The 24667-nt window shown below is 55.4% G+C and carries 27 protein-coding genes; 10 read left to right on the forward strand and 17 right to left on the reverse strand.

Annotated features, from left to right (window positions below; all coding sequences use genetic code 11):
- The first annotated feature begins 49 nt into the window (after positions 1-49).
- Both BN2591_RS16095 and BN2591_RS16100 read left to right on the forward strand, forming a co-directional pair.
- Complete coding sequence (locus BN2591_RS16095) at positions 50-874, forward strand: AraC family transcriptional regulator (protein ID WP_086872971.1); 825 nt, start codon at positions 50-52, stop codon at positions 872-874.
- A gap of 75 nt (positions 875-949) precedes the next feature.
- Positions 950-1915, forward strand: coding sequence for a DMT family transporter (locus BN2591_RS16100; RefSeq protein ID WP_086872972.1), 966 nt, complete (start codon positions 950-952; stop codon positions 1913-1915).
- 354 nt (positions 1916-2269) lie between these two features.
- Here BN2591_RS16100 and BN2591_RS16105 read toward each other — a convergent pair whose 3' ends face one another.
- Complete coding sequence (locus BN2591_RS16105) at positions 2270-3925, reverse strand: methyl-accepting chemotaxis protein (protein WP_086872973.1); 1656 nt, start codon at positions 3923-3925, stop codon at positions 2270-2272.
- A 273-nt stretch (positions 3926-4198) separates the two neighbouring features.
- Between BN2591_RS16105 and ytfE the strand changes: the two genes are divergently transcribed.
- Positions 4199-4861 carry an iron-sulfur cluster repair protein YtfE gene (ytfE, locus tag BN2591_RS16110; protein WP_086872974.1) on the forward strand — a complete coding sequence of 221 codons (663 nt, stop codon included), beginning with the start codon at positions 4199-4201 and terminating at the stop codon, positions 4859-4861.
- A gap of 61 nt (positions 4862-4922) precedes the next feature.
- Here the strand turns inward: ytfE and cycA are convergent, their stop codons facing one another.
- A complete protein-coding gene (gene cycA, locus BN2591_RS16115) occupies positions 4923-6335 on the reverse strand; it encodes a D-serine/D-alanine/glycine transporter (protein WP_086872975.1) in 1413 nt (470 codons plus the stop codon).
- Between the two features lie 300 nt (positions 6336-6635).
- Positions 6636-7256, reverse strand: a complete 621-nt coding sequence (gene bamJ / locus BN2591_RS16120) for a BamJ family beta-barrel-assembly machinery protein (RefSeq protein ID WP_020456255.1) — start codon at positions 7254-7256, stop codon at positions 6636-6638.
- Between the two features lie 263 nt (positions 7257-7519).
- Here bamJ and BN2591_RS16125 point away from each other — a divergent pair, with 263 nt between their 5' ends.
- Entirely contained in the window at positions 7520-8170 is a 651-nt protein-coding gene (locus BN2591_RS16125) for a LysM-like peptidoglycan-binding domain-containing protein (protein WP_086872977.1), read from the forward strand.
- Positions 8171-8190: 20 nt separating this feature from the next.
- On the opposite strand, the gene BN2591_RS16130 is transcribed toward BN2591_RS16125, so the two are convergent.
- The 5 genes from BN2591_RS16130 to rpsF form a co-directional block, all read right to left on the reverse strand.
- The gene (locus BN2591_RS16130) at positions 8191-9120 is read right to left on the reverse strand and encodes a DMT family transporter (protein ID WP_086872978.1); all 930 of its coding nucleotides are present in this window, start codon (positions 9118-9120) and stop codon (positions 8191-8193) included.
- Positions 9121-9395: 275 nt separating this feature from the next.
- Positions 9396-9845, reverse strand: coding sequence for a 50S ribosomal protein L9 (gene rplI / locus BN2591_RS16135; protein WP_017459146.1), 450 nt, complete (start codon positions 9843-9845; stop codon positions 9396-9398).
- Between the two features lie 41 nt (positions 9846-9886).
- Positions 9887-10114 carry a 30S ribosomal protein S18 gene (gene rpsR / locus BN2591_RS16140; RefSeq protein ID WP_000135199.1) on the reverse strand — a complete coding sequence of 76 codons (228 nt, stop codon included), beginning with the start codon at positions 10112-10114 and terminating at the stop codon, positions 9887-9889.
- 4 nt (positions 10115-10118) lie between these two features.
- The gene (gene priB, locus BN2591_RS16145) at positions 10119-10433 is read right to left on the reverse strand and encodes a primosomal replication protein N (RefSeq protein ID WP_017459147.1); all 315 of its coding nucleotides are present in this window, start codon (positions 10431-10433) and stop codon (positions 10119-10121) included.
- A gap of 6 nt (positions 10434-10439) precedes the next feature.
- Positions 10440-10835: a 30S ribosomal protein S6 gene (gene rpsF, locus BN2591_RS16150; RefSeq protein WP_020456251.1), complete on the reverse strand. Its 396-nt coding sequence runs from the start codon at positions 10833-10835 to the stop codon at positions 10440-10442.
- A 343-nt stretch (positions 10836-11178) separates the two neighbouring features.
- Between rpsF and yjfY the strand changes: the two genes are divergently transcribed.
- Both yjfY and BN2591_RS16160 read left to right on the forward strand, forming a co-directional pair.
- Positions 11179-11451: a DUF1471 family protein YjfY gene (yjfY, locus tag BN2591_RS16155; RefSeq protein ID WP_086872979.1), complete on the forward strand. Its 273-nt coding sequence runs from the start codon at positions 11179-11181 to the stop codon at positions 11449-11451.
- 156 nt (positions 11452-11607) lie between these two features.
- Positions 11608-12789 carry an MFS transporter gene (locus tag BN2591_RS16160; protein WP_086872980.1) on the forward strand — a complete coding sequence of 394 codons (1182 nt, stop codon included), beginning with the start codon at positions 11608-11610 and terminating at the stop codon, positions 12787-12789.
- Here the strand turns inward: BN2591_RS16160 and yjfP are convergent.
- Entirely contained in the window at positions 12786-13535 is a 750-nt protein-coding gene (gene yjfP / locus BN2591_RS16165; protein ID WP_086872981.1) for an esterase, read from the reverse strand. The genes BN2591_RS16160 and yjfP overlap by 4 nt on opposite strands.
- A gap of 187 nt (positions 13536-13722) precedes the next feature.
- On the opposite strand from yjfP, the gene bsmA reads away from it, so the two are divergent.
- From bsmA to BN2591_RS16180, 3 genes are all read left to right on the forward strand, one after another.
- Positions 13723-14052: a biofilm peroxide resistance protein BsmA gene (gene bsmA, locus BN2591_RS16170; RefSeq protein WP_086872982.1), complete on the forward strand. Its 330-nt coding sequence runs from the start codon at positions 13723-13725 to the stop codon at positions 14050-14052.
- A gap of 123 nt (positions 14053-14175) precedes the next feature.
- A complete protein-coding gene (gene yjfN / locus BN2591_RS16175) occupies positions 14176-14463 on the forward strand; it encodes a DUF1471 family protease activator YjfN (protein ID WP_086872983.1) in 288 nt (95 codons plus the stop codon).
- A gap of 169 nt (positions 14464-14632) precedes the next feature.
- Positions 14633-16567, forward strand: coding sequence for a methyl-accepting chemotaxis protein (locus BN2591_RS16180; protein ID WP_086872984.1), 1935 nt, complete (start codon positions 14633-14635; stop codon positions 16565-16567).
- Here the strand turns inward: BN2591_RS16180 and BN2591_RS16185 are convergent.
- On the reverse strand, positions 16564-18183 hold the full coding sequence (locus BN2591_RS16185) for an isovaleryl-CoA dehydrogenase (protein ID WP_086872985.1): 1620 nt from the start codon (positions 18181-18183) through the stop codon (positions 16564-16566). The genes BN2591_RS16180 and BN2591_RS16185 overlap by 4 nt on opposite strands.
- Before the next feature lie 193 nt (positions 18184-18376).
- Between BN2591_RS16185 and BN2591_RS16190 the strand changes: the two genes are divergently transcribed.
- Complete coding sequence (locus tag BN2591_RS16190) at positions 18377-19666, forward strand: MFS transporter (RefSeq protein WP_086872986.1); 1290 nt, start codon at positions 18377-18379, stop codon at positions 19664-19666.
- A 42-nt stretch (positions 19667-19708) separates the two neighbouring features.
- Here BN2591_RS16190 and BN2591_RS16195 read toward each other — a convergent pair whose 3' ends face one another.
- From BN2591_RS16195 to rlmB, 7 genes are all read right to left on the reverse strand, one after another.
- On the reverse strand, positions 19709-20872 hold the full coding sequence (locus tag BN2591_RS16195) for a glutathionylspermidine synthase family protein (protein WP_086873027.1): 1164 nt from the start codon (positions 20870-20872) through the stop codon (positions 19709-19711).
- Positions 20873-20874: 2 nt separating this feature from the next.
- Positions 20875-21501 carry a DUF1190 domain-containing protein gene (locus BN2591_RS16200; protein WP_086872987.1) on the reverse strand — a complete coding sequence of 209 codons (627 nt, stop codon included), beginning with the start codon at positions 21499-21501 and terminating at the stop codon, positions 20875-20877.
- Positions 21502-21510: 9 nt separating this feature from the next.
- Positions 21511-21909, reverse strand: a complete 399-nt coding sequence (locus BN2591_RS16205; RefSeq protein WP_086872988.1) for a DUF350 domain-containing protein — start codon at positions 21907-21909, stop codon at positions 21511-21513.
- Positions 21910-21923: 14 nt separating this feature from the next.
- A complete protein-coding gene (locus BN2591_RS16210; RefSeq protein WP_086872989.1) occupies positions 21924-22583 on the reverse strand; it encodes a DUF2491 family protein in 660 nt (219 codons plus the stop codon).
- Complete coding sequence (locus BN2591_RS16215; protein WP_086872990.1) at positions 22583-23281, reverse strand: PspA/IM30 family protein; 699 nt, start codon at positions 23279-23281, stop codon at positions 22583-22585. The genes BN2591_RS16210 and BN2591_RS16215 overlap by 1 nt, the downstream gene beginning before the upstream one ends.
- Before the next feature lie 20 nt (positions 23282-23301).
- On the reverse strand, positions 23302-23703 hold the full coding sequence (locus tag BN2591_RS16220) for a YjfI family protein (protein ID WP_086873028.1): 402 nt from the start codon (positions 23701-23703) through the stop codon (positions 23302-23304).
- A 125-nt stretch (positions 23704-23828) separates the two neighbouring features.
- The gene (rlmB, locus tag BN2591_RS16225; RefSeq protein WP_045513728.1) at positions 23829-24563 is read right to left on the reverse strand and encodes a 23S rRNA (guanosine(2251)-2'-O)-methyltransferase RlmB; all 735 of its coding nucleotides are present in this window, start codon (positions 24561-24563) and stop codon (positions 23829-23831) included.
- Between the last annotated feature and the right edge of the window lie 104 nt (positions 24564-24667).

Genomic DNA, 24667 nt, shown 5'->3' on the forward strand with positions numbered 1-24667 from the left:
CGCCGGACCATCCCTAATAATGAAGGGATGATCCGTGTGGAGAGAGACCGTGGAAAGCGTACCTGAGCAGTTTACTGACGAACGAGATTGCGCGCGCTTTCGCCACCTGGCGTTACTGCCGGGGGTGGAGCTGTACCACGCGCATATTTCGCGTTACGCCTTTGAGCCTCACACCCATGAAGCGTTTGGCATTGGCGCTATCGAAGCCGGTGCCGAACGCTTTCGTTATCGCGGTACGCAGTATGTCGCGCCGACGCATTCTGTAGTCACGATGAACCCTGATGAGCTGCACACTGGCGAGGCGGAAACCGCCGACGGCTGGCGCTATCGCATGGTTTATCTTGAGCCAGACCTACTGGAAGAGGTCACCGGGATCCGCCACTGGTGGTTTAGCGATGTGATGCGACACGATCCGCTGCGCACCCGGCAGATCTGCACCCAGATCCACGGCCTGTGGCACACCGACGCTCCGCTGGCGCAACAGGGGATTTTGCTGGATCTCATTGATACCTTCCGCCCGCTGGCGCACCATGCGCCGCAGCGCCCGGAAGGCGCGCACCGGTTTGAGCGGGTTCGCGATTATCTGCATGACAACTATATGCACAGCCTGACGCTCGACGAGCTGGCGAAAGTGGCGGCGCTCAGCCCGTACCATTTTCAACGCCAGTTTAAGGCGCATTTTCATGTCACCCCGCACCAGATGCTGATGGCGATCCGCCTGTGGCGCGCCAAATCGTTTCTGACCCAGGGCATGCCCGCCGCCGATGTGGCCGCCGTTACTGGCCTGACCGATCAATCACACCTGACCCGCGCGTTTACCCACCGCTACGGCATCACGCCAGTGCGCTACCAAAAGCAGGTCACGCGCCGTTAATGCGCAATCTCATACAATATTCCCGCGCGTTGCTCTCCTACACTGTCCGCTGCCGATGTCACTGTAGGTGAAAAGATGATTAGTGGTGTGTTGTATGCCCTGCTTGCCGGGCTGTTGTGGGGGCTTATTTTTGTCGGCCCGTTGATCGTGCCGGATTACCCGGCGGCGCTGCAATCCACCGGGCGCTATCTGGCGCTGGGGATTATCGCCCTGCCGCTGGCGTGGCTGGGTCGCGCGCGCTTGCGCCAGCTTACGCGCAGCGACTGGTTCACTGCTTTATGGCTGACGATGATGGGCAACCTTATCTATTACGTCTGCCTGGCAAGCGCCATTCAGCGCACGGGCGCGCCGGTGTCGACGATGATTATCGCCACGCTGCCGGTGGTGATCCCGGTGTGCGCTAACCTGCTCTACAGCCAGCGTGACGGCAAACTCGCCTGGCAACGGCTGGCTCCCGCGCTGATCTGCATTGCGCTTGGGTTAGGTTGCGTCAATATCGCCGAACTGTGCCACGGACTGCCCAATTTCAGCGGCTGGCGCTACGGTTCCGGTATTGTGCTGGCGTTCACCTCGGTCGCATGCTGGGCCTGGTATGCGCTGCGCAATGCCCGCTGGCTGCGGGAAAACCCGGACAAAAACCCGATGATGTGGGCCACGGCACAAGCGCTGGTCACGCTTCCGGTGTCACTAGTGGGCTATCTTGCGGCATGCCTGTGGCTTGGTGTGCAACAACCCGATTTCACCCTGCCCTTCGGCCCGCGTCCGCTGGTGTTTATTACGCTGATGTTCACCATTGCGGTGCTCTGCTCGTGGGTAGGCGCATTGTGCTGGAACATTGCCTGCCAGCGCTTACCGACGGTGATTGTCGGCCCGTTGATTGTCTTTGAAACCCTGGCCGGGCTGCTCTATACCTTTGTGCTGCGCCAAAGCCTGCCGCCGCTGCTCACCGTCTGCGGCATTATCTTGCTGGTCGGCGGCGTGCTGATGGCGGTGCTGTCGAAACCGGAAAGAGCCAGCGTCACCGCGCTGCGCGCAGAGTAAGAAGCCGTTTCCGCCTGGTTTCGCCCCAGGCGGCGAGCTAAAAACCATCAACGCGACTGCCCGCACAGTGAGCATGAATGCCAAAAATAATCGGTTTGCCGGTGCGCACATCGTCACCTGTGATTTTCAGTTAGCCGTAAAAAAACCACCTGCTTAGCAGGTGGCATTGATTTCGCCCCAGAGTGGCGTACTAAAAGCCCTACAATTAGTCTCTGCCTGTTCTGAACGATTTAAATCCAAAGACAATAAGGCAAAGCCAAAACCTCTTGCTGACTACCTCCATAGGAGGTGGTGTTCATGCAGGGATAAAAAACCCGGCACAGGCCGGGTTTCAGGAGTGCGACTCAACCGTTATCAGAACGTTTCCCAGTTGGCCTCGTTGAAGCTTTCCGGCGCTTTGGTCTGCGGTTTGCTGGCAGGCGTCACCAGCACAGGACGGCGTGCGCTACGCGTACGATTGACCTTGAATACCGCCACGGTTTCAGTCAGGCGTGCGGCCTGTTCTTCCAGGGCCGCAGCAGCGGCGGCGGACTCTTCCACCAGCGAGGCGTTCTGCTGGGTCACGCGATCCATCTCGGCAACGGCCTGGCCCACCTGATCGATACCACGGCTCTGCTCGTCAGAAGCAGACGAGATTTCGCCCATAATGTCGGTCACGCGCGTCACCGCGCTAACGATTTCAGCCATGGTTTCCCCGGCTTCATGCACCAGCGCGGCACCCGCATTGACGCGACTACTGGAGTCTTCAATCAGCCCTTTAATCTCTTTTGCTGCCTGCGCACTGCGCTGCGCCAGGGTACGTACTTCACCGGCAACCACGGCGAAACCACGGCCTTGTTCGCCAGCGCGCGCCGCTTCAACGGCGGCGTTCAGTGCCAGGATGTTGGTCTGGAAGGCGATACCGTCAATCACGTTGGTGATCTGCGCGATTTTGCTGGAGCTGTTGGCAATCTCATCCATGGTGCGCACCACGCCATCCACCACGTCACCGCCTTTCTTCGCAGTACCGGAAGCATTCAGCGCCAGTTGCGTTGCCTGACGAGCGTTGTCGGCGTTCTGTTTCACCGTCGCGGTGAGCTGCTCCATGCTGGCGGCGGTCTCTTCCAGAGAAGCGGCCTGTTGCTCAGTGCGTGAAGAGAGATCGTTACTGCCGGCGGAAATTTCACCCGCGCCGGTGTAAATGGTGTCTGCGCCATCACGAACGACGCTCACGGTTTTCACCAGCGACTGCTGCATTTCTTTCACATTCTGCGCCAGCAGCGCCATTTCGTTTTTGCCTTCGGCGTCAATGTCATGCGTCAAATCGCCGGTCGCGATGTGACGAATATGATTCATCACTTCATGTAACGGCTTCAGCAGGACGCGCTGCATCGCTACCCAGCTCATAATGATCACCACCAGCACCACCAACATCACGGTGCCGAGGATCCACAAAATGCGCTGATAATCCTGTTCGTTCTGGGTGATCCCTTCGCTCGCCAGTACGGTCTGCGCATCGCGCCACGCACGATAGCTCTTCTGCATGGCAACTTGTTTCGCTTCGGCGTTCTGACGGAACATATCCTCCAGGTCGCCCGCCAGCAGCAGACGGTTCATTTCCGTCAACGTGGCATGGTAGACGCCGTACTGCGTTTCCAGATCTTTCGACAGGTTTTTATCCAGCCCTGGCGTGTCTGGAATAGTTTTGTATTTCTCGAAATGCTGTTGCGCCTGGTTCAGCAAATTGGTGGCCGTTTGCGCCAGTTCATTAAGCTGACCGCCATTAATCTGGCTGGCGGTGCTGCTTTGCAGACGCAGCATGCCGCGGTTCAGCGTCACACGCGCCTGGTTGAGGCTGATCCAGGCATCGGTAAATTCGGAAACGTTCTGGCTGGAAACCTGGGAAACATTGAAGTTGTTTTTATCGTTATTAAGCGCACTGATGAACACGCCAGCCGAAATCAGCTGCATGGCACCAAGCACAAGTAACACCATGATTAATAAAGTAATAACTTTTATTTTTTTAAACATTGTAAGCCTTTATAGCGTGCAGGATATTGTCTGGAGTCTTGGTATCGGCAGCGACGCGGAGTTGTTTAATTGTGATGCAGGTCGCAATCCAGTAATTTCCAATAAAAACGCCTGTATTCAACATGTTAAATCTGTAAGATTTTTTGTGATGAATATCACAGTTTTTCGCGAAAGAAAGGAATAAAGCGATTCCCGCTGCCCCAAAAGGGGTATATCATCGACTTAAAGATGCATTTAAAATACAACTTATAAATTCCACATGAGGTAACTGCTATGGCTTTCCGCGATCAACCCCTGGGTGAGCTGGCGCTCTCTATCCCCCGCGCCTCCGCACTGTTCCGTAAATATGATATGGATTACTGCTGCGGCGGTAAGCAGACGCTGGGCCGTTCTGCAGCCCGCAAAGAACTGGATATTGACGTCATCGAAGCCGAGCTGGCGACGCTTGCCGGGCAGCCGATTGAGAAAGACTGGCGCGTGGCGGGGCTGGCGGAAATCATCGACCACATTATCGTGCGTTACCATGACCGTCACCGCGAACAACTGCCGGAACTGATCCTGCAGGCTACCAAAGTGGAGCGCGTTCACGCCGATAAACCGAACGTGCCGCGCGGCTTAACCAAATACCTGACCATGCTGCACGAAGAGCTTTCCAGCCACATGATGAAAGAGGAGCAGATCCTGTTCCCTATGATCAAACAGGGTATGGGTTCGCAGGCGATGGGGCCGATAAGCGTAATGGAGAGCGAGCACGATGAAGCGGGCGAACTGCTGGAAGTGATCAAACACATTACCAATAACGTCACACCGCCGCCGGAAGCCTGCACCACCTGGAAAGCGATGTATTACGGCATCAATACCTTGATTGACGATCTGATGGAACACATCAGCCTGGAAAACAATACTCTGTTCCCGCGTGCCCTCGCTGGCGAATAAATAAAGGCGCCCGAGAGCGCCCTGATTCATGGAAGTTTAGAGCCGCCGCGCGGCTCTTTTTTTATGGCTGGCGGTTAGCCAGACGCTTTTTGCCCGCGTACAGCCAGCCCGCGCCCAGCACCACAAACCACAGCGGCGTCACAATCAGCGCCTGACGGGTATCTGCTTCCAGCGTCAGCAGCACCAGTACAAAAACGAAGAACGCCATGCACACCCAGCACATCACTTTGCCGAGCGGCATTTTGTAGTTCGATTTTTCATGCAACTGCGGGCGCTGCTTACGGTACACCAGGTACGAGCAGAGGATGATCGTCCAGACGAACATAAACAGGATCGCCGATACGGTGGTGATCATGGTGAACGCGACAATCGCGCTCGGATTGACGTACAGCATCACCACGCCGCCCAGCAGGCAGATACAGGAGAAGGTCAGTCCTTTCGCCGGGACCGCGCGTTTAGAGAGCTTAGCGAACGCTTTCGGCGCCACGCCATCCTGCGCCAGGCCGAACAGCATCCGGCTGGTGGAGAAGACACCGCTGTTGGCGGAAGAGGCCGCCGACGTCAGCACCACGAAGTTGATAATGCTCGCCGCCGCCGGAATACCCACCAGCACAAACAACTCAACAAACGGGCTCTTATCCGCCACCACGGAGCTCCACGGTGTCACCGACATGATCACAATCAGCGCGAAAACGTAGAACATAATGATGCGCACCGGAATCGAGTTGATGGCGCGCGGCAGGGATTTCTCCGGATCTTTGGTCTCCGCTGCGGTCGTACCGACCAGTTCAATCCCCACAAAAGCAAACACCGCGATCTGGAAACCGGCAAAGAACCCGCTGATACCTTTCGGGAACCAGCCGCCGTCATTCCACAGATGCGAGAAAGAGGCTTCAACGCCGGTCGGAGATTTAAAGTGCATCAGCACCATCACCACACCCACGATAATCAACGCGACAATGGCGACGATTTTGATCATCGCAAACCAGAACTCCATCTCGCCGAACATTTTCACCGTCGCGAGATTAAGACTCAGCAGCACGACGACAACGGCCAGCGCCGCTACCCAATCGGCGAGATTGGGGAACCAGAACTGCGCGTAAGCCGTGATGGCGACAACATCCGCCATGCCGGTTACCACCCAGCAAAACCAGTATGTCCAGCCGGTAAAATACCCCGCCCACGGCCCTAACAGGTCGGCGGCGAAGTCGCTAAAGGATTTGTATTCGAGATTCGACAGCAGTAATTCACCCATGGCGCGCATGACGAAAAACAGCATAAAGCCGATGATCATATAGACAAAAATGATCGACGGACCGGCGAGGCTGATGGTTTTCCCGGAGCCCATAAACAGCCCGGTCCCGATGGCACCACCAATGGCGATAAGCTGAATATGCCGGTTTGTGAGATTTCGCCGTAGCGACTGTTCAGTCGACGCCTGTTCGTCGGCCACGACTTTAACCTGATCTACCATGTTGTATTCCTGTCTGTGTTGTTGGGGCTCTACTGGCCTTTTTTAGTTGCGTGTTCCGCCCTTGTATGGACGCAAAGATATTAGGTAAGAATCGGCGGGATGAATACTCGGAATTAAAAACAATGTTAAATATTTGTTTAAAGTGAGTGGCATATCACTCAGGTAACGCGAAATAGCTCACAAAAATACACCTGATTGCGCCATTTGCAAGATAATCTGTCGGTATTGGTTTTATTAACAAACGATCAGCGCAGCAGGTGCCGCCCCTTCCCTGACGGGAAGAGGCATTCATGCGGGAAATTACAGGATTTCCAGCAGTTCCACTTCAAATACCAGCGTGCTGAACGGCGGAATAGACGCGCCAGCGCCGCGCTCGCCGTACGCGAGGTTGTGCGGAATGGTCAGTTCCCATTTGGAACCCACCGGCATCAGCGTCAGGGCTTCGATCCAGCCAGCAATCACGCCGTTAACCGGGAATTCAGCCGGTTCGCCGCGCGCAACGGAGCTGTCGAACACGCTGCCATCAATTAGTTTACCGGTGTAGTGCACACGCACACGGTCAGTACGCGCCGGGATAGCGCCTTCGCCCTGGGTGATAACGCGGAATTGCAGACCGGATTCGGTGCTGTTCACGCCTTCACGCTCGCGGTTCTCTTCCAGATATTTCACGCCTTCTGCCGCCATCTCTTCGAAACGGGAACGACGCACAGCGTCGGCACGCTCGTGGATTTCACGCAGCGCGCGGTGGACAACGTCGACCGGAACAGCGGGTTGTTTGCCTTCCAGTGCATCTGCGATACCTGCGACCAGCGCTTCCGGTAACAGCCCCTCTAACCCGGATTCGCTCAGCTGCTGTCCTACCTGCAAACCAATGCCGTAGCTGGCTTGCGCTTCGATCGTGTCAAAAGTTGGGGTTGTCATGGGTTTTCCTTTCATCGCTTTTTAAGGTAGCGCGCAGCATAACAGCCGCGCTGCACCGGGTAAAACTTTGTCGCAGGAAAGATGACAAATCGCAGGGAAAGGGAAAGAATACAGCAAGTAAGATTTATCCCGAATTGCGGTCACAAAATGCAGCTTTTTGTCGACTTTCAGGCAGTTAAAAACGGCGCACGCCGCGGTTGCGGAATAAAGTGTATATACTCAACGAGACAGGACATTACATGACGCGGAGCAGGAGGAAAGCCATGCCCGGGCGATTTGAACTGAAACCTACCCTGGTGAAAATCTGGCAAGCCCCGGACCATTTTCGCCTGATGGACCCGCTCCCGCCATTGCACCGTCGCGGCCTGATCCTCGCGGCTTTGCTGGTGGTTATCGGTTTTCTGTTACCGTCAACTGACGACAGCAACCGCGCCACCGCGCCTTCCGGCGCTCGCGAAGCGCAACTCAATCTTCCTGCCTCTTCACAGCCGCAACCTTCCACAACGGAACCCACACCGCCGCAGGTAGTGAGTGAGCCGCAGCAGACCGCGCCGAGCGCGGAAGAGTCCATGCAACAGCAGCAAACCATAGAGCAGCAGCAACCGCGCCAGCATATAACGCAGAACACGTTGCCCTCTTCCAGCGGCATCGAGCAACAGTGGCGCGCTTACCGTGTTGAAGAGGGGAAAACGCTGGCGCAACTGTTCCGCGATCACAATCTGCCGCCAACCGATGTTTATGCGATGGCCAAAGTGGAAGGCGACGGTAAACCGCTGAGCACCCTGCAAAGCGGCCAGATGGTGAAAATTCGCCAGAACGCCAACGGCGTAGTGACCGGGCTGACCATCGAAACCGGCGGCCAGCCGGTGCTGTTTACCCGTCAGCCGGACGGCAGCTTTATCCGCGCGCGTTAATCTACTCTGCCGGGTATACGTTACCCGGCTCGTTTGTTGACCCACCAAATTCCTGAGCAGACCAGCACCAGTGCGACCGCGTATTTGATTTCGAGAATATTTTCACCAAGGAAAATGGCGGAGAGCACCGAACCGGCAACCGGTATCACGAAATTGAACGGCGCGATCATACTGACGCGGTTCACTTTCAGCAGCATGCTCCACAGGGCGAACGCCACCGACGACAAAAGCGTAAGATAGCCAAGGATTGCCACTGCGCTGATGCTATGCACTGCCAGCGTTCCGCCCGACAAATAGCCGCCAATCAGCAGCGCGACGCCGCCGATAGCCAGCTGCCAGCCGGTCATCACCGTCGGATCGACCGTCTGGGAAATACGTTTGCCATACAGCGTGGCGGCAGAGAGGATAAACGCCGCCAGCACAATGAAACCGTCGCCGTTCCAGACAAAAACAAAATCCCGCATACCGCTGTGAAAGTTCACTAGCATGACACCGGCAAAACCCAAAATACAGCCTAGGCTTTTGTTGTAGCTGAGTTTGTCGTTTTGATAGATAAAGTGCGCCAACAGCACGCTGAAGAAGGTGCCGGTCGCGTTCATGATCGACCCGTTTACGCCGGTGGTATACGCCAGACCAATATAGAAGAAAGTGTATTGCAGGGTCGTTTGCGTTAACCCAAGCACCGTCAGTTGCCCAAACTGTGTCGCCGATAGTCTGCCGATCGGTTTACGCTGCGCCATCGCGAACAGCAGCAGCAACACGCCCGCAAACAGGAAACGATAACCGGCAAAGACCACTTTTGACGGGATGTCATCGGGGGCGATGTGAAAGAGTTCGTAGCCGTTTTTAATGGCCGGGTAAGAGCTACCCCAGAGCAGACAACAGAGCGTGGCGCAAGCGTAAGCCACATTTCGGCGGGCAAAAACGGATGCGGGCAGAGCGGTTTCCATGACAAATCTCAAAGATAAAATTGCGTTTCAATTATTATCCGAGGATGCATAAGAAATCACGATTCTGCAAGGAACAATGACCATTTCTGGTGGTGCTGAAAAGCAAAACGCCGGCACAAGGCCGGCGTTTTATTCCCCGTCGTATTTCGCGTTGCAGATGCGTTGGCCGCGTTCGCTCACCCCAGTCACTTAGTTATCTAAGCTCCTGGTGATTCACTCACTTGCCGCCTTCCTGCAAGCCCGAACGACTCAGGGGCATTGCTGTGAGTAACGAATTACTCAGCAACAACGTTTACAGTCAGTTTAGCGAATACTTCGCTGTGAACCTGGAAGTCCACTTCGTGCTCACCAACAGTACGCAGAACGCCGTTCGGCAGGCGAACTTCGCTCTTCGCAACTTTCACGCCAGCTGCAGTTACAGCGTCAGCGATGTCGCGAGTACCGATGGAACCGAACAGTTTACCTTCGTCGCCAGATTTAGACGCGATGGTAACAGAGCCCAGTGCGTTGATGCTTTCAGCGCGAGCGTTAGCAGCCGCCAGAACGTCAGCCAGTTTGGCTTCCAGTTCAGCGCGACGTGCTTCGAAATACTCAACGTTTTTCTTGGTAGCCGGAACAGCTTTACCCTGCGGTACCAGGAAGTTACGAGCGTAGCCCGCTTTAACGTTAACCTGATCACCCAGGCTACCCAGGTTTGCTACTTTATCAAGCAGAATAACTTGCATTACCTTATCCTCTCAAAGTCGTATTAATGGACCGTGACCGATTACTGATGACGATCAGTGTACGGCAGCAGGGACAGGTAGCGAGCGCGTTTGATAGCGCGTGCCAGCTGGCGCTGATATTTTGCACGGGTACCGGTGATACGGCTCGGGACAATCTTACCGCTTTCGGTGATGTAGTTTTTCAGCGTAGCGATATCTTTATAGTCGATCTCTTGAACGCCTTCCGCGGTGAAACGGCAGAACTTGCGACGACGGAAATAACGTGCCATTTGGCTAGTCTCCAGAATCTATCAATTCAATCTGCTCGGCATGCAGAACCATTTTGCTCAAGCCGTTCTTTGCCTTGTGGCAACTAATGAACCCCTGAACAGTTACTGCGCTGCCGACCGTTATACTGTGAGTAATGGCCTGGTTCTCCTGCCCGCTGATTATCACAGGCATTTGGCACCACGCCTGCCGGTGGAAACCGGCTTCCTCCTGCACAGAACGGTGCTCAAGCACGAACTGGCAGTGAGGAATTCCTGACGGGCTGACCTTACGAAGCGGCGCCCTGCACACTGTGCCGGACAACACCAGGCGGTTGGCCATCAGTAATTACTCTTCAGAATCCCCAGCATCTGCATCATCTGCGGTTTCGTTAGCGAAATCATCGCGACGCTCACGGCGCTCGTCTTTCGCTTTAACCATCGGAGATGCTTCGGTAACAGCGTGTTTAGTACGCATAACCATGCTGCGAATAACGGCATCGTTGAAGCGGAAGTTTGTTTCCAGCTCATCGATCACTTCCTGCGGAGCTTCAACGTTCATCAGAACGTAGTGGGCTTTGTGCAGTTTGTTGATCGGGTAAGCCAGCTGACGGCGGCCCCAGTCTTCCAGACGGTGGATCGTACCTTCTGCTGCAGTGATTGCACCAGTGTAACGTTCGATCATGCCCGGAACCTGTTCGCTCTGGTCAGGATGGACCATAAAAACGATTTCGTAATGACGCATCGAATTGCTCCTTACGGATTATTCAGCCTCCTGTCTGGGTCAGCCGAATCCCGGGGAGGCAAGGAACGTGTTAAAGGTCGGCTGAAAAATTGACGCGTCATAATACTGATGTCCCCTGTCAAACTCAAGGCAATTGCACAAATAATTCGCACTAAGCGCAAAGAGAAGCGCGCCTGGCGAATTAAAATTAAGCACAACGCATTACGGCAATTTTTTGAACGACAGCATCAGAAATGGTCGCGATACCTTTTTGGGCTAACGCGTAAACTTTACACAGGCCTCAAACATAAGGAGGAGAGATGTTCAAAAACTAAAAAACGACGTTTTATCGGAGCATAACATCATGAAATACATCGCAATATTATTAACAACCTTGCTGCTTAGCGCCAATGCCGCAGCGGCAATTAAACTCAACAACCAGCAAGCCCGCAACATGGATGATGTACATAGCTTAGGCGTTATCTATATCAATCATAACTTCGCCACCGAGCATGACGCGGACGAGGCACTCAATGACGAGGCCGACGCCCACAGCGCCAAATATTACCGTGCAGAGCTCACGCGTGAGCCGGGAAGCAACGGCAATCTGCACGCCAGCGCATTTATCTACCGCTAATCACACGGTTTACAGGCTAGTTCCTCTTGCATTTGCGGCCCCGCATTGGGGCCGCACACCGCGGTGAGAATTCTTTTCTTATCCCCCTTATCAAACCCCTTCCCGGCAGGTTTAATAACGCTCTGGCTGCGGTGATGGAAAGTTGCGAGGAAAGCAATGTTCAAGCGGTTTTCAACGTTAGGTCGCATACCTGCAGGCGTCTGGGTATTAGGCGGCGTCAGTATGTTGATGGATATTTCCTCGGAGATGATCCATAGCTTGTTGCCCCTGTTTATGGCCACGACGCTTGGCACAAGTGTCGTGATTATTGGCCTGATTGAAGGGTTGGCGGAAACCACCGCGCTGATGGTGAAAGTCTTTTCCGGTATGTTCAGCGACTACATCGGCAAACGTAAAGGGCTGGCGCTGCTCGGTTATGGCATGGGCGCATTAAGCAAGCCGCTGTTTGCGCTGGCCTCAACGTCCAGTCTGGTATTTGGCGCACGCCTGATGGACCGGCTTGGCAAAGGCATTCGCGGTGCGCCGCGCGATGCGCTGATTGCCGATGTCACCCCGGCAGAAATCCGCGGCGCGGCATTTGGGTTGCGCCAGTCGCTGGACACCATAGGCGCGTTCCTCGGGCCATTGCTGGCGGTCGCATTGATGCTGCTGTGGAATGACAACTTTCAGGCCGTGTTCTGGATTGCGGTGATCCCCGGTGTACTGGCGGTCGCGCTGTTATTCTTTGGCCTGCACGAACCGAAAACCCCCATCACCCATAAACGCACCAATCCCATTCGCCGTGAAAATCTCAAACGGTTAAGCCGTGCTTACTGGTGGGTTGTGACGCTCGGTTTTGTTTTTACTCTCGCCCGCTTTAGCGAAGCATTTTTAGTGCTGCGCGCCCAGCAGATGGAGATCCCGCTGGCGGCCATTCCGCTGGTCATGGTCGCCATGAACCTGGTCTACGCGGTGACGGCGTATCCGTTTGGCAAACTGTCAGACCGCATCAGCCACAGCCGGTTATTACAGCTGGGTCTGGTGGTGCTGATCCTCGCGGATATGGCGCTGGCGCTAAGCCAGCACTGGAGCACGCTGCTGCTCGGTGTCGCACTGTGGGGCGTGCACATGGGCATGACGCAAGGCTTGTTAGCGACCATGGTTGCCGATACCGCGCCAGCGGAACTGCGCGGCACGGCGTTTGGCATGTTCAATTTACTCAGCGGTGTTGCGCTGCTACTGGCGAGCCTCGGTGCCGGCGTTTTGTGGGAAACCCATGGCGCGGCGTCAACCTTCTGGGCGGGAGCCATCATCTGTGTGCTCGCGCTGGTGGTTATGCGCTTGCGCCGAACGGTTTAAAGATAACGGCTAAAAAAGTCCGTTGTCGCACTCAGCGCGTGCGGGGTAATGCGGTGCTTTACCCCGGCTTCCCACTGGTAAGTGAGATGGGTGTCCAGCCCCTGTTCCTGCAACGCTTGCTGTAAACGGAATGATTCCGCCGCTGGCACCACATCATCCTGCTCGCCGTGCCACAACAGCAGCGGGCGATCGGCGATGCGCGACAGTTGCGTACTGACATCCCACCGTGAGAGCGGAGCAATAATGGCGTCGAATTCACGCTGCTGTTCCGGCGTCGTCACCGCGAGCGGCGGGAAAAGCGTGCGGGCAAGCGAGGTGAAATAACCGGAACCCATCAGGCTTGCGACGCAGCGCACTTCCGGGTGATGCGTCATGACGCCCAGTGCAGCCATTCCCCCCATCGACGCACCGCCGACCGCCAGCCGCTGGTTATCAATCAATTCAAGGCGCGCCAGCGCGCCGCGCAGCGCGGCGAACTCTTCAATATTGCCTCTCAGAATTTGCCAGAACTGGTGCAAACGCCGCTCAACATCGCCACTAAAACGCGCACCATGATCGGGCGCGTCTGGCATCACCACGCGAAAACCAGCTTGCGCCAGCGCCACAGCGAAATAGCTGTAGACCAGCTTTGATGAGGTGAATCCGTGATAAAACACGATACAAGGCAGCGGTTCGCCGCGTTTTCCCGCCGGGAAGGCATGCAATGTTTCGACACCCGCAAAATGTTCAACCTGAAGCTCAATCATTACTCCCTCCTTGATCTATAGTGCTGGTATGCCACTGGCGACAGCGTGGTGCAAGTCAGATTTCGCATGAGCATCTGATGACATTGCGAGATAGATTACGCTTTCAAAACACTTTCATTCGAAATTAGTGCTCGGGATAACATTTCGGGAACATTCCCCCAAACGGAAATTCACCAGGAACTACACTATGGCAATCAGGAGAGATGAGAAAACCATGCGTGCTTTACTGTGCATACTGTTCGCCTTGCTGTTAAGCGGCTGCGCAGTGCTGGAAGGTAAGCCGCAATCTGCACCGCCGGTTAGCGACCATCCGCAGGAAATCCGCCGTAATCAAACGCAGGATCTCCGCGAGATTGGCGCCGTTAGCGTAACGGTACTGGGTTCTCCCATGGACGTGGAAGACGCAATCAAAGCCAAAGCCGTGGCTGCCAGCGCCGATTATTACGTCATCATCATGATGGATGACACCATAATTCCCGGTCGTTGGTTCGGACGCGCCCTGCTGTACAAGCAGTAGCGAGGCGTTGATTTTCAGGACATTTACATTGCTTTGCGTCCATTGATGTTCTCCTGTGCACAATAGGATTTTTCGAATCCGTTGCGCGAAAGGAAGCCCTGCAAACAATCGGGGTAACGTAAAATGGAGCTGACTATGAAACGATCTCTTGCCTTAAACTCACTGTTGCTTTCTACCGGTTTGCTAAATACAACAGCGCAGCCTGCAGAGTTCGCCAGCGCTGACTGCGTGACGGGATTAAACGAAATCGGTCTTATCTCCGTCAATAATGTCTCAGGGAGCCTACAGGACGTGGAGCGGGTTATCGCGTTAAAAGCAGATGAACAGGGAGCCTCCTGGTATCGCATTGTGCGAATGCAGGAAGATCAACACGTTGACCACTGGCGAGTGCAGGCCATTTTGTACGCCTGAGCCGCTGGAAAAAGCCACCTAAATCTGGTGGCTTTTTTATGCCCCTACAATCATTAAGATTATGTTATTGCAATGATACATCGGTGTAACATTTTGTTACATTGACAAACTAAATGTTATCGCAATTGTGCCGTTGAAGGAGCCACATACACAGAACAACGGACAAATTATGAGCGCCTTTTTTCGTCGCACCGGCCTCGGTGCAAAATTGTCACTCCTGACTGGCGCAAGCGTTGCAACGCTTTTCCTCTTATTCACTTTTCTGATGAGCAATAAAGCCAGCCAACAGCTGGAAACGCTGGCCATGGAAGACCTGCACAGCCAATCTACCGGGGTGGTGGATATGGTGGAAATGTTCAACAGTAGTCTCAGTGATGAAGTGGAGAGCTACACGCGCTTGTTCAGCAGTTTTCTGCCACAGCCGCTCGCGGTTGATCCACAACAGCGCCGCGAGATTAACGGTATCGATGTGCCGCTCTTCAAAGGCGGCGATAGTGAACTGCATAACAACAATGCTATCCCGGACGATTTCCTCAACCGTACAGGCGCTATCGCGACGCTATTCGTGCGCAGCGGTGACGACTTTGTGCGCGTTGCAACATCACTGCGTAAAGAGAATGGCGATCGTGCCATCGGCACTAAGCTGGATAAAGCCAGCCCGGCTTTTGCGCCGGTAATGAAAGGTGAAGTCTATCGCGGGCTGGCGCTGCTGTTTGGCAAACGCTACATCACCCAATACCAGCCGGTGAAAGACGCCAGCGGCAATACCATTGCCATTCTGTTTGTTGGCGTGGATATCACCCGTTCATGGGACGTGATGCGCAATAAGATCCTCGGTCGTAAGCTGGGTGAAAGCGGCCATTTCTTCGTGCTTGATCGCAACCAGGGCAAGAATTACGGCAACTATCTGTTCCACGATACCGACGAAGGCAAACGCCCGCAGTGGGATGAAAAAGATCTGCAAACCTTGCTGACAAGCAACAGCGGTACGCTGGCGCGCCAGAGCGCGGACGGCCGCACATTGCTGATGTCTTACACCGCGCTACCCGGCTGGAACTGGACAGTCGTTGGCGAAGTCGACAAAGCCGTGCTGCTGCGCGATGTCACCACCATGCGTAACCAATTCCTGCTGGCTGGCGTAGTGGTGTCCCTGCTGTTCGCCGCACTGTTTGTCGTCATCATTCGCCGCTGGCTCAGCCGCCCGCTGCGTAACGTTATCGAACTCGCTCAGCAGTATTCGGCAGGCGATCTGCGCGCCACTCTGGTGGTGGATCGTCATGATGAAGTCGGTCAGTTGATCGAAGCCATTAACGGCATTGGCGACGGGCTGCACAAGATTGTGTTGCAGGTGCGCGAATCCGCCGCCGAGATTAACCTCGGCACCAACGCCCTGGCCGCCGACAGCGGCGAGATCAGCGAGCAGATCAACAAGCAAGCCAGCAGCGTGGAGGAAACCTCCGCCAGCATGGAACAGCTTGCCGCCACCGTGCAGCAAAACGCCGCCAACATGGAACAAACGCAAAGCCTGGTCAATGAAACCACCGACGCGGTGCAAAAAGGCGGGAAAACCGTCGATCACTCCGTGGCGACAATGGAAGACATTCGCGCGGCATCGCAGCGCATTGCCGACATTACCCATGTGATTGAATCCATCGCGTTCCAGACCAATATCCTGGCGCTGAACGCCGCGGTGGAAGCTGCGCGCGCGGGCGAACACGGTAAAGGTTTTGCCGTGGTTGCCCAGGAAGTACGCGCCCTGGCTGCGCGCAGCGCCAACGCGGTGAAAGAGATTGAAGCGCTGATTGGCGACACGCTGAAAAAAGTGGGCGAAGGCCACTCCCAGTCAGAAGCCACGCGAGTTGCCATGCAATCGATCATCAGCCACATGGATCAAATCAACCAACTGGTGCATGAAATCAACCATGCCTCCCGCGAACAATCAGCCGGGATCAACCAGGTTAATCTGGCAATGACGCACATCGGTGATGCCACGCACGTCAACGCCGGGCGCGTTTCGCAAAGTGAGGAAACCGCCCGTACGCTGCGGGAAAAAGGCGCACACCTGAGCGAGCTGGTAAGCCTGTTCCGCCTGAAGATGGATTAATTCGCTGCCCCCGTGGCGCGTAGCAGCAGGTCATTTTGCACCTGCTCGCTAATCAGCGACGTGCCACGGGTATCCAGCATCATCTGGCACCACGCCTGCGCCATCGGCGGCGATGCGTGGCGCAGCATTTGCGCCCCCGTCCCCAGCCGCCAAAGCAGTTGTGTAATCTCCCTACCTTGCGCTTCATCTGGTCTGCGTAGCCGCTGCTGAAGCTGTCGCCATGCGCGATCAAAATGGCGATCCTGCCCTTTCACCGCAGCAAAATCATCACTGAGCACATCCACTATCCCCGGCTGTTTACCCAGCACGCGCAGCACATCCAGACACATGACGTTGCCGGAACCTTCCCAGATGCTGTTGACCGGCATTTCGCGATACAAGCGCGGTAATTCGCTCTCTTCGCAATAGCCAATACCGCCAAGCACTTCCATCGCTTCGGCGACAAACGGGATGCCGCCCTTACAGACCGCAAATTTCGCCACCGGAGTAAACAGGCGCGCAAAAAGCACCTCTTGCTCATTGCGGCGGCTGTCCCATGCACGGGCGAGGCGAAAAAGCATGGCGGTTTGCCCCTCCAGTTCCAGCGCCATCCGGCTCAGCACGTGGCGCATCAGCGGCTGATCAACCAGGTTTTTGCCAAACGCCTGCCGCCGGTGCGCGTGATACAGCGCCACCGAAAAGGCGCGGCGCATCAGCCCATGACTTCCCAGCGCGCAATCAAAGCGCGTTAGCCCGCCCATTTTGAGGATCTGCCGTACACCGTCGCCCTCTTCGCCAAGCAGCCAGCCGCTGGCATCGCAAAACTCCGCTTCGCTACTGGCGTTAGAGCGGTTACCGAGCTTGTCTTTCAGGCGTTCCAGCCGCACACCGTTACGCTGACCGTCAGGCAGAAAGCGCGGTACAAAGAAGCAGGAGAGCCCGCCTTTGGCCTGCGCCAGCACCAAATGCGCGTCACTTTGCGGTACGGAAAAGAACCATTTATGCCCCACCAGCCGATATTCATCACCGCTTTTTTCCGCCCGGGTGGTGTTGCTCAGTACATCCGTTCCACCCTGTTTTTCGGTCATTCCCATCCCAACCAACAGGCCGCGTTTCTGGTTGCCTGGCGCTAAATGCGGATCGTAACGATCGCTCAACAGCGGTTTTAACCAGTCGTGAAAAGGCATCGGCAATGCCTGTTGCAGCAGCGGCGTTGCGGCGAAGGTCATGGTGATGGGGCACAACGTGCCGGATTCAACCTGGGCGTGCAGCACAAACCGCGCCGCCCGCGCAACAAAAGCACCGACACGCGCCTCCTCCTCCCAGGCCAGGTTATGCACCCGGTTGGCGCACAGCCCCTGCATCAACAGATGCCACGCCGGGTGAAAACGGACATCATCCAGCCGCTCGCCAGTGGTGTCATAACGCAGCAGCTCCGGGGGATTGGCGTTGGCTAATCTTCCCAGCTCCAGTGATTCCGCCGCGCCCAATTGTTGCCCAAGGCTGGCGAGCAACTCGGCGTCCCACGCCGCGCCTTCGCGCATCACTGCCTCGCACAAAGGGCGATCAGAAAGAAAAAGGTTGCTGTTTTTTAACGGAATGGGTTGGTTAAAAACGGTATGCGTCTGCCAGTGCATCGTGTCTCCCTCCTTCAATGGCAATGAAGATAAGTATGGACAGCCCGCGCTAACGCTGCATGGGAGTAGGCTCACAAGGCCGCAATTTGACGGCAATCATTCGTGAAACGGCTCACACAATATAAGAATAATATATTTCATGAATGAGATTACTGATGAATAATTTATTCTCACCTTGCCATAGAGAATCCCAATGCCAGCTTCCCGACACGCATCGAATGCGCACAAGCGTGCGTTAATTGCCGGCTCGATCGGCAACTTTATCGAGTGGTACGAATTCGCGGTCTACGGCTTTCTTGCCACCGTGATTGCGAAAAACTTCTTTCAACTCTCGGGCGAAACCGGGCTCACCAGCCTGATCCTGACTTACGCCTCTTTTGCCGTCGCCTTTTTCTTTCGCCCGCTGGGGGCTATGGTGTTCGGGCGTATCGGTGACCGGATTGGCCGCAAGCCGACACTGATTATCGTGCTGGTGATGATGACGCTCGCGACATTCGCAATTGGTCTTGTTCCGGTGTATGCCAGTATTGGTATCGCCGCACCGCTCATCATCACCGGTTTGCGCATTTTGCAGGGGCTGTTTGCCGGGGGGGAATACGGTGGCGCGGTATCGCTGATGACGGAGTTCGCGCCGCGCGGCAAACGCGGGCTGTATGGCGCATGGCAATCTTTTACCGTAGCGCTGGGACTGCTGGCGGGAGCCGGTATTGTGGCGCTGCTTTCCGTGTTGCTGACGCCAGAAGCATTGCACGACTGGGGCTGGCGCATCCCCTTCTTCCTTGCGCTGCCGATGGGCGTTGTCGCGCTGTGGTTGCGGGTGAGCATGGAGGAGACGCCAAGTTTTGTGCAACAGCAGGCGCACCCCGTTGCCGAACGTGCCCGGCTAAGCGACACGTTCAAAGCCATCATCATGGGGATCGGCCGGGTGATGGTGTGGTCTGCCGCCGGTTATACCTACCTTGTGATCATGCCTGCGTATTTACAGTCGGCGCTGCATACTGGCTTTAATCAGGCGCTACTGATTGCGGTGATATCCAATATTGGCTTTGCGTTGACGATCATTCCCTCCGGTATCCTGAGCGATCGTATCGGGCGCCGCACAGTGATGGTAATGGCCACCGCGCTGTTATTGATCCTCGCGTTGCCACTGCTGAAAATCCTGCAGGCGGAAACAAGCACGCTGGCGATAAAAGCCGTGGTGGTGCTGGTAGCGGGCGGTCTGGTCGGTATGCTGGCAGGCCCTGGCCCGGCGATGCTGGCGGAGATGTTTCCAACCCGCGTGCGTTATACCGGGCTGGGTCTGGCGTATTCGCTGTCGAACGCGCTGTTCTCCGGCTGTGCGGGGTTAATCATCACCGGGCTTATCAAAGAGACAGGAAATGTCGATATCCCGGCCTATTACGTGATGGCAACGGCGCTGGTCAGCATTGTGGCGCTGATGACGCTCAAAAAAGATGACCATTTGCGCTCGCTTGAGGAGTAACGTTTGAGCAGCCCGGCAACGTTGCGCTTGCCGGGCGGTAAATTACCCGGCGATGTAATGCGGCACAAACCGCGAGGTATCTTTGGTAATCAAGGTGCTATCTTCACGAATCCCCATGCCGACCGCTTCATCATCCACCACCCAACTACCAATCAGCGTGTAGCTATCGCCAAAGCGCGGCAGCGGCTGAAAAGCCTGGTAGATCATCGGTTCTTCACCGTAGTCGCCCTCTTCATGGTCAATCACGTTGTGCGCACCGTCGAAAAGGGTGACATTGCCGCCTTCGCGGGAAAACAGCGGCTTGCGCACGTAGCTGCCACCCGCCGCGATTTGCGGTTTTTCCCCGTCAAACCAGGCGGGCAGCAGGTTCGGATGATGGGGAAAGTAACGCCACAGCAGCGGCAATAATCCCTTATTGCTGAGCACGCTTTTCCACAACGGCTCCAGCCACTGTTCGCGGCGTTTACACAACAATGGGCCGTTTTCGTCGCGCATCATCCATTCAAGCGGATAGAGCTTAAACGCCTGGCGAATAACGTTATCATCCAGATCCGTCAATACGCCGCCCAGCCCCAGTCCAACATCTTCGATATAAATAAACCGCGTATCGAGTCCGGCCTGACGGGCGCAATCTTCAAGGTAGAGCACCGTGCCGCGATCTTCCTCGGTTCCTTTACAGCAGCAAAAGTAGAGCGGGTGATGGCTCTGGATCTCGGCGAAACGGGCAATCAACTTGTCCTGAATGGCGTTGTACTGATCGGCGTCGCGCGGGAGTGTACCGTTACGCCGCGCATCCTCCATCCACAGCCACTGGAAATAGGCCGATTCGTACAGCGAGGTCGGCGTATCGGCGTTGTATTCGAGTAATTTCACCGGGTCTTTGCCGCACCAGACAAAATCCATCCGCCCGTAGAGCGATGGATCGCGGTTGCGCCAGCTTTCGGCAATCGCGTCCCAGTACAGCGGCGGGATCGCCAGTTGACGCAGGATCGCCTCGTCCTTCACGGCGCGATCCACGACCTCAAGGCACATTTGATGCAGTTCGGCGGTCGGCTTTTCGATCTGCTCTTCAATCTGGCGTAGCGTAAAACGGTAGGCCCGACTCTCATCCCAGTAAACCTCGTTATCAATGATATGGAAGTCGAAACCGTGGTCGCGGGCGATCCGCTCAAGATCCGGACGCACAGCAACATCATGACGCAGCATCATTAGCCTCCCCAGCTTCCGCGCGCGCTGGAAGAGCGCCCGAAACCGCCACGTGATGAAGTCGTCGCTTTTTTGGTGGTATAACCGTAATGGCTACTCGCGCTGCTGCTTCCACCGGAACGCCAGCTGTAATCGCCGTCACGGTTGCGCCACACCGGGCGGGAGGCGTAGGAACTGCCGCCGCTGCTGTAGCTGTATTGCTCATCCCGGTCTTTACGCAAGGCTTTGCTGAGCAGAAAACCGCTGAGCACCGGCATCCAGCGCTGGCCAATATTGTCGTAATAGCAATTATCGTATTGCTGCACGCAGTACGGCTGCGACATATTGCGCGGGATCTCTTGCTCAAAGTTCATGCGCGCGTTATTCCACGCATCGTTGCACACCTGCGCGGTGTTGCCGTCGTCAACGCAATCTTGCTGCGAGGTGTAATAAACCCCGTCACCGTCGTTATCGTCTTTATGATCGTTACAGCCTTTTAACGCAAAAAAGGCCGCACCGCCCATAATCGCCAGCGTCAGGTATTGCCCGCTTTTACGCTCTTTCGGCTGGGAGAAAATGGGCCGCTGGGCACGGTTCTGCGCAGGCGAAAGAATAGGATTTCTTTGCCGATTTGATCGCTTTCTGGCCATGATTTTCCATTACCACGTCATGCAGGCGGCATTAAAAATCCCGCCCGCCAGGGCCGCCGCACCCATAAATATCCCGGCGGCAGTATTGCTGTTAATTATCTTGTCACTCAGTTTCGGCATATAGAGACGCACGCCGCCGTAAACAAGTAACTGCACAACCAGTGCAATAATGCCCCAGATTAAATAATCCGGAATGCTTACCGAGTTAATCGCCGCGCTGGAGAGCGGAATAATATAGCCCAGCAGCGAACCACTAAATGCTAACGATGCGGCGACATTATTCTCTTTAATTAACCGCCATTCATCATGCGGGGTAATGCGCGTATAAACGAAAAGAAAACAGAGCACCATCGCAATGCCAATAAAGAAATAAGAGCAAAACGCCAGCAGCGATCCCAGAATATGCATGTCTACTCCCATAATTAACCAATGACCTTTAATGATGTCAGCGGAATATCCACGCCCAGCGCGCGCGAGTAGATCCACTCCGGCTGGTTTTGCGCATTAAAGGTTTCTTCGCCGTTTAACAGCAAATATTCGAACACATCGGTGGTGACCTCACGCTGGTACGCCATCATAAAGTTGTGCACTTCCCAGCTTGCGCCAGCGTGGTTGTTGACGGTTTCCAGCGTGTAGACCGGTTCGATATCGCCCCGCTCTTCCGCGTTAAACACGCGCTGCCACTGGCAATCGCGCCAGCGTAACGCGGGCTTACCCATCGCTTTTGCGCTCAACATGTCGCGCCAGGCTTTTTCGCCGGAAACCCCCGCGCTCTCTTCATACACAAACAGTTTGATGTCATCGATGTTGTGCGTTTCCAGGCCGCCCGAGGTGCTGATTTGCAGGAACTCATCGCCCGTGATGTAGTAGCGATGAATCATGCATCCGGCACCGAGATCGAACGAACCGCACGCGCCAATGGTGTACTCTTCGCCGGGAAGCTGAACCAGCAAATCGTCTTCGCACAGGCGAAACAGCAGCGTATCTATGGTGAAACCCGCGTGCAGATGCAACCCAAGTGGACCTCTTACCGGGGCGGCCGCATCAGGCCGCCCCAGCAGGTTTTTCAGAAAAGAGAGCATCACGGTTTTTGTTGCTGTTGCAGACGCGCCAGCACATCCTGCGCCGAGGTTTTATCGCTGCCGCCAATACCGGCCTGCGCCAGTTTTTCGTCGAGATCGCGCCCGTCCGCCACTTTCTCAAGCTGCGTTGCCGCGTCCAGTCGGGCCTGGCGTTCAGCCTGGCGCGCCTGCAGACGTTTCAGGGACTCCGCCGCCGTCGCCACATTGTTGGACGCGCCCACGGTAGAAGTGGTAACAGCCTGTTGCGCGCGCTGCATCGCCTCGGTGGCTTTGATCACTTCCAGTTGCTGCTCAAACTGCTCAATACGCTGAGCCGTGGCGGTCACCGCTTTTTCAACGGCATCGCGCGACGTTTCAAGGTTTGCCAGCACCTGCTCTTCCGCCGCAATGGTATTTTCCAGACGGGCAATTTCGCTGGCGACTTCATTGAGCAAACCGGCGTCCACATTTTTCGCCATCGCTTCCAGCGCGCGGGCTTCAAGGCTCTCTTTACGTTCGCGCAAATCGGCCAGTTTATCATTGCTCAATTTAACGCGTGCCAGCAGGTCGACGCGGGATTTTCCCGCTTTATCCAGTTCAGCGCGCGCGTCGCGGATATGCTGCTCCAGCATACGCACACCCTGGGTCTCTTCAATCGACTCTTCTGCCTGAGCAATAAAAGATTTACCCAGCGTAAACAGGCTTTTTAAAATTCCCATACCACCACTCCCTGATAATGTTATTGGGTAAAATCACCGGTTAATTCAGCAAGATCCAGCGCGTTTTGCGCAAGTGTGGAGATTTCCAGCAGGATATCGTCAAGCGAGGAGTTCAGCGACAGCGCGCCGAAGGCGACATAATACTCTTCCCCACCGACAGGCGAGATGCCAACAGAAGATAACGGTAAAAGTTTTTGATTGCGCAGCAGGAAGGCGTTAAAAGCGTCCTGTTGTTTAATTTCACTTAAAGGAAAAATATAGGTTTCAATAATTATCTGCCGGGAAGTCAGTAACAGATTTAATTGTAAATCGCCGTAGTCATCCAGTTTAATAATTAACGCATCGGCTTCATGTCGGATATTTAAATTAAGCGTCGATGATTGCAATAATGCCGCGCTAAGTGTCTCTACAGTCCATGCCATCATTTATACCCTGCTTATTCCATCGCAATAAAAGTAAAAAGAGAAAATATCTGCCGGCAAATTCTACCAGTGTTCAGAGCAAAAAAACCACCCGAATAAGGGTGGTTTTACCGTGCGCTGGAAGTTTAAAGCGCGCGCTGGCGCACCGCCTCAAACAGGCAGATACCGGTGGCGACCGAGACGTTGAGCGACGACACGCTGCCCGCCATCGGGATGCTGATCAGCTCATCACAGTGCTCACGCGTCAGGCGGCGCATACCTTCACCTTCCGCACCCATTACCAGCGCCATGCGCCCGGTCATTTTGCTCTGGAACAGGGTGTGATCCGCTTCGCCCGCCGTACCGACAATCCAGATATTCTCTTCCTGCAATAGACGCATGGTGCGCGCAAGGTTAGTCACGCGGATCAACGGTACGCTCTCTGCCGCGCCGCAGGCGACTTTTTTCGCCGTGGCATTCAGCTGCGCGGATTTGTCCTTCGGTACGATCACCGCATGCACGCCCGCCGCGTCTGCGCTACGTAAACAAGCGCCCAGGTTGTGCGGATCGGTGACACCATCCAGGATCAAAAAGAAGGGCTGTTCGAGGCTGGCGATCAGATCCGGCAGATCGTTTTCCTGGTACTGACGCCCTGGTTTCACGCGTGCAATGATCCCCTGATGCACCGCGCCTTCGCTTTTTTCATCCAGATACTGGCGGTTCGCCACCTGGATCACCACGCCTTGTGCTTCCAGCGCGTGGATCAGCGGCAGCAGACGTTTGTCCTCGCGGCCTTTCAGAATAAACACTTCCTGAAAACGCTCCGGGGCGCGCTCCAGCAGGGCCTGCACCGCGTGGATGCCGTAAATCATTTCACTCATTGATGGTACTCATTTGGGGCGGTTTCGCCGCGTTATATGGGCTGTGATACTCGTCACTGGCGCTCAGTATAACCGACCCGCGCGGCAGAAAGTACCTCCGCAGG

The sequence above is a fragment of the Kosakonia pseudosacchari genome (assembly GCF_900184035.1).
GTDB classification, from domain to species: domain Bacteria; phylum Pseudomonadota; class Gammaproteobacteria; order Enterobacterales; family Enterobacteriaceae; genus Kosakonia; species Kosakonia pseudosacchari.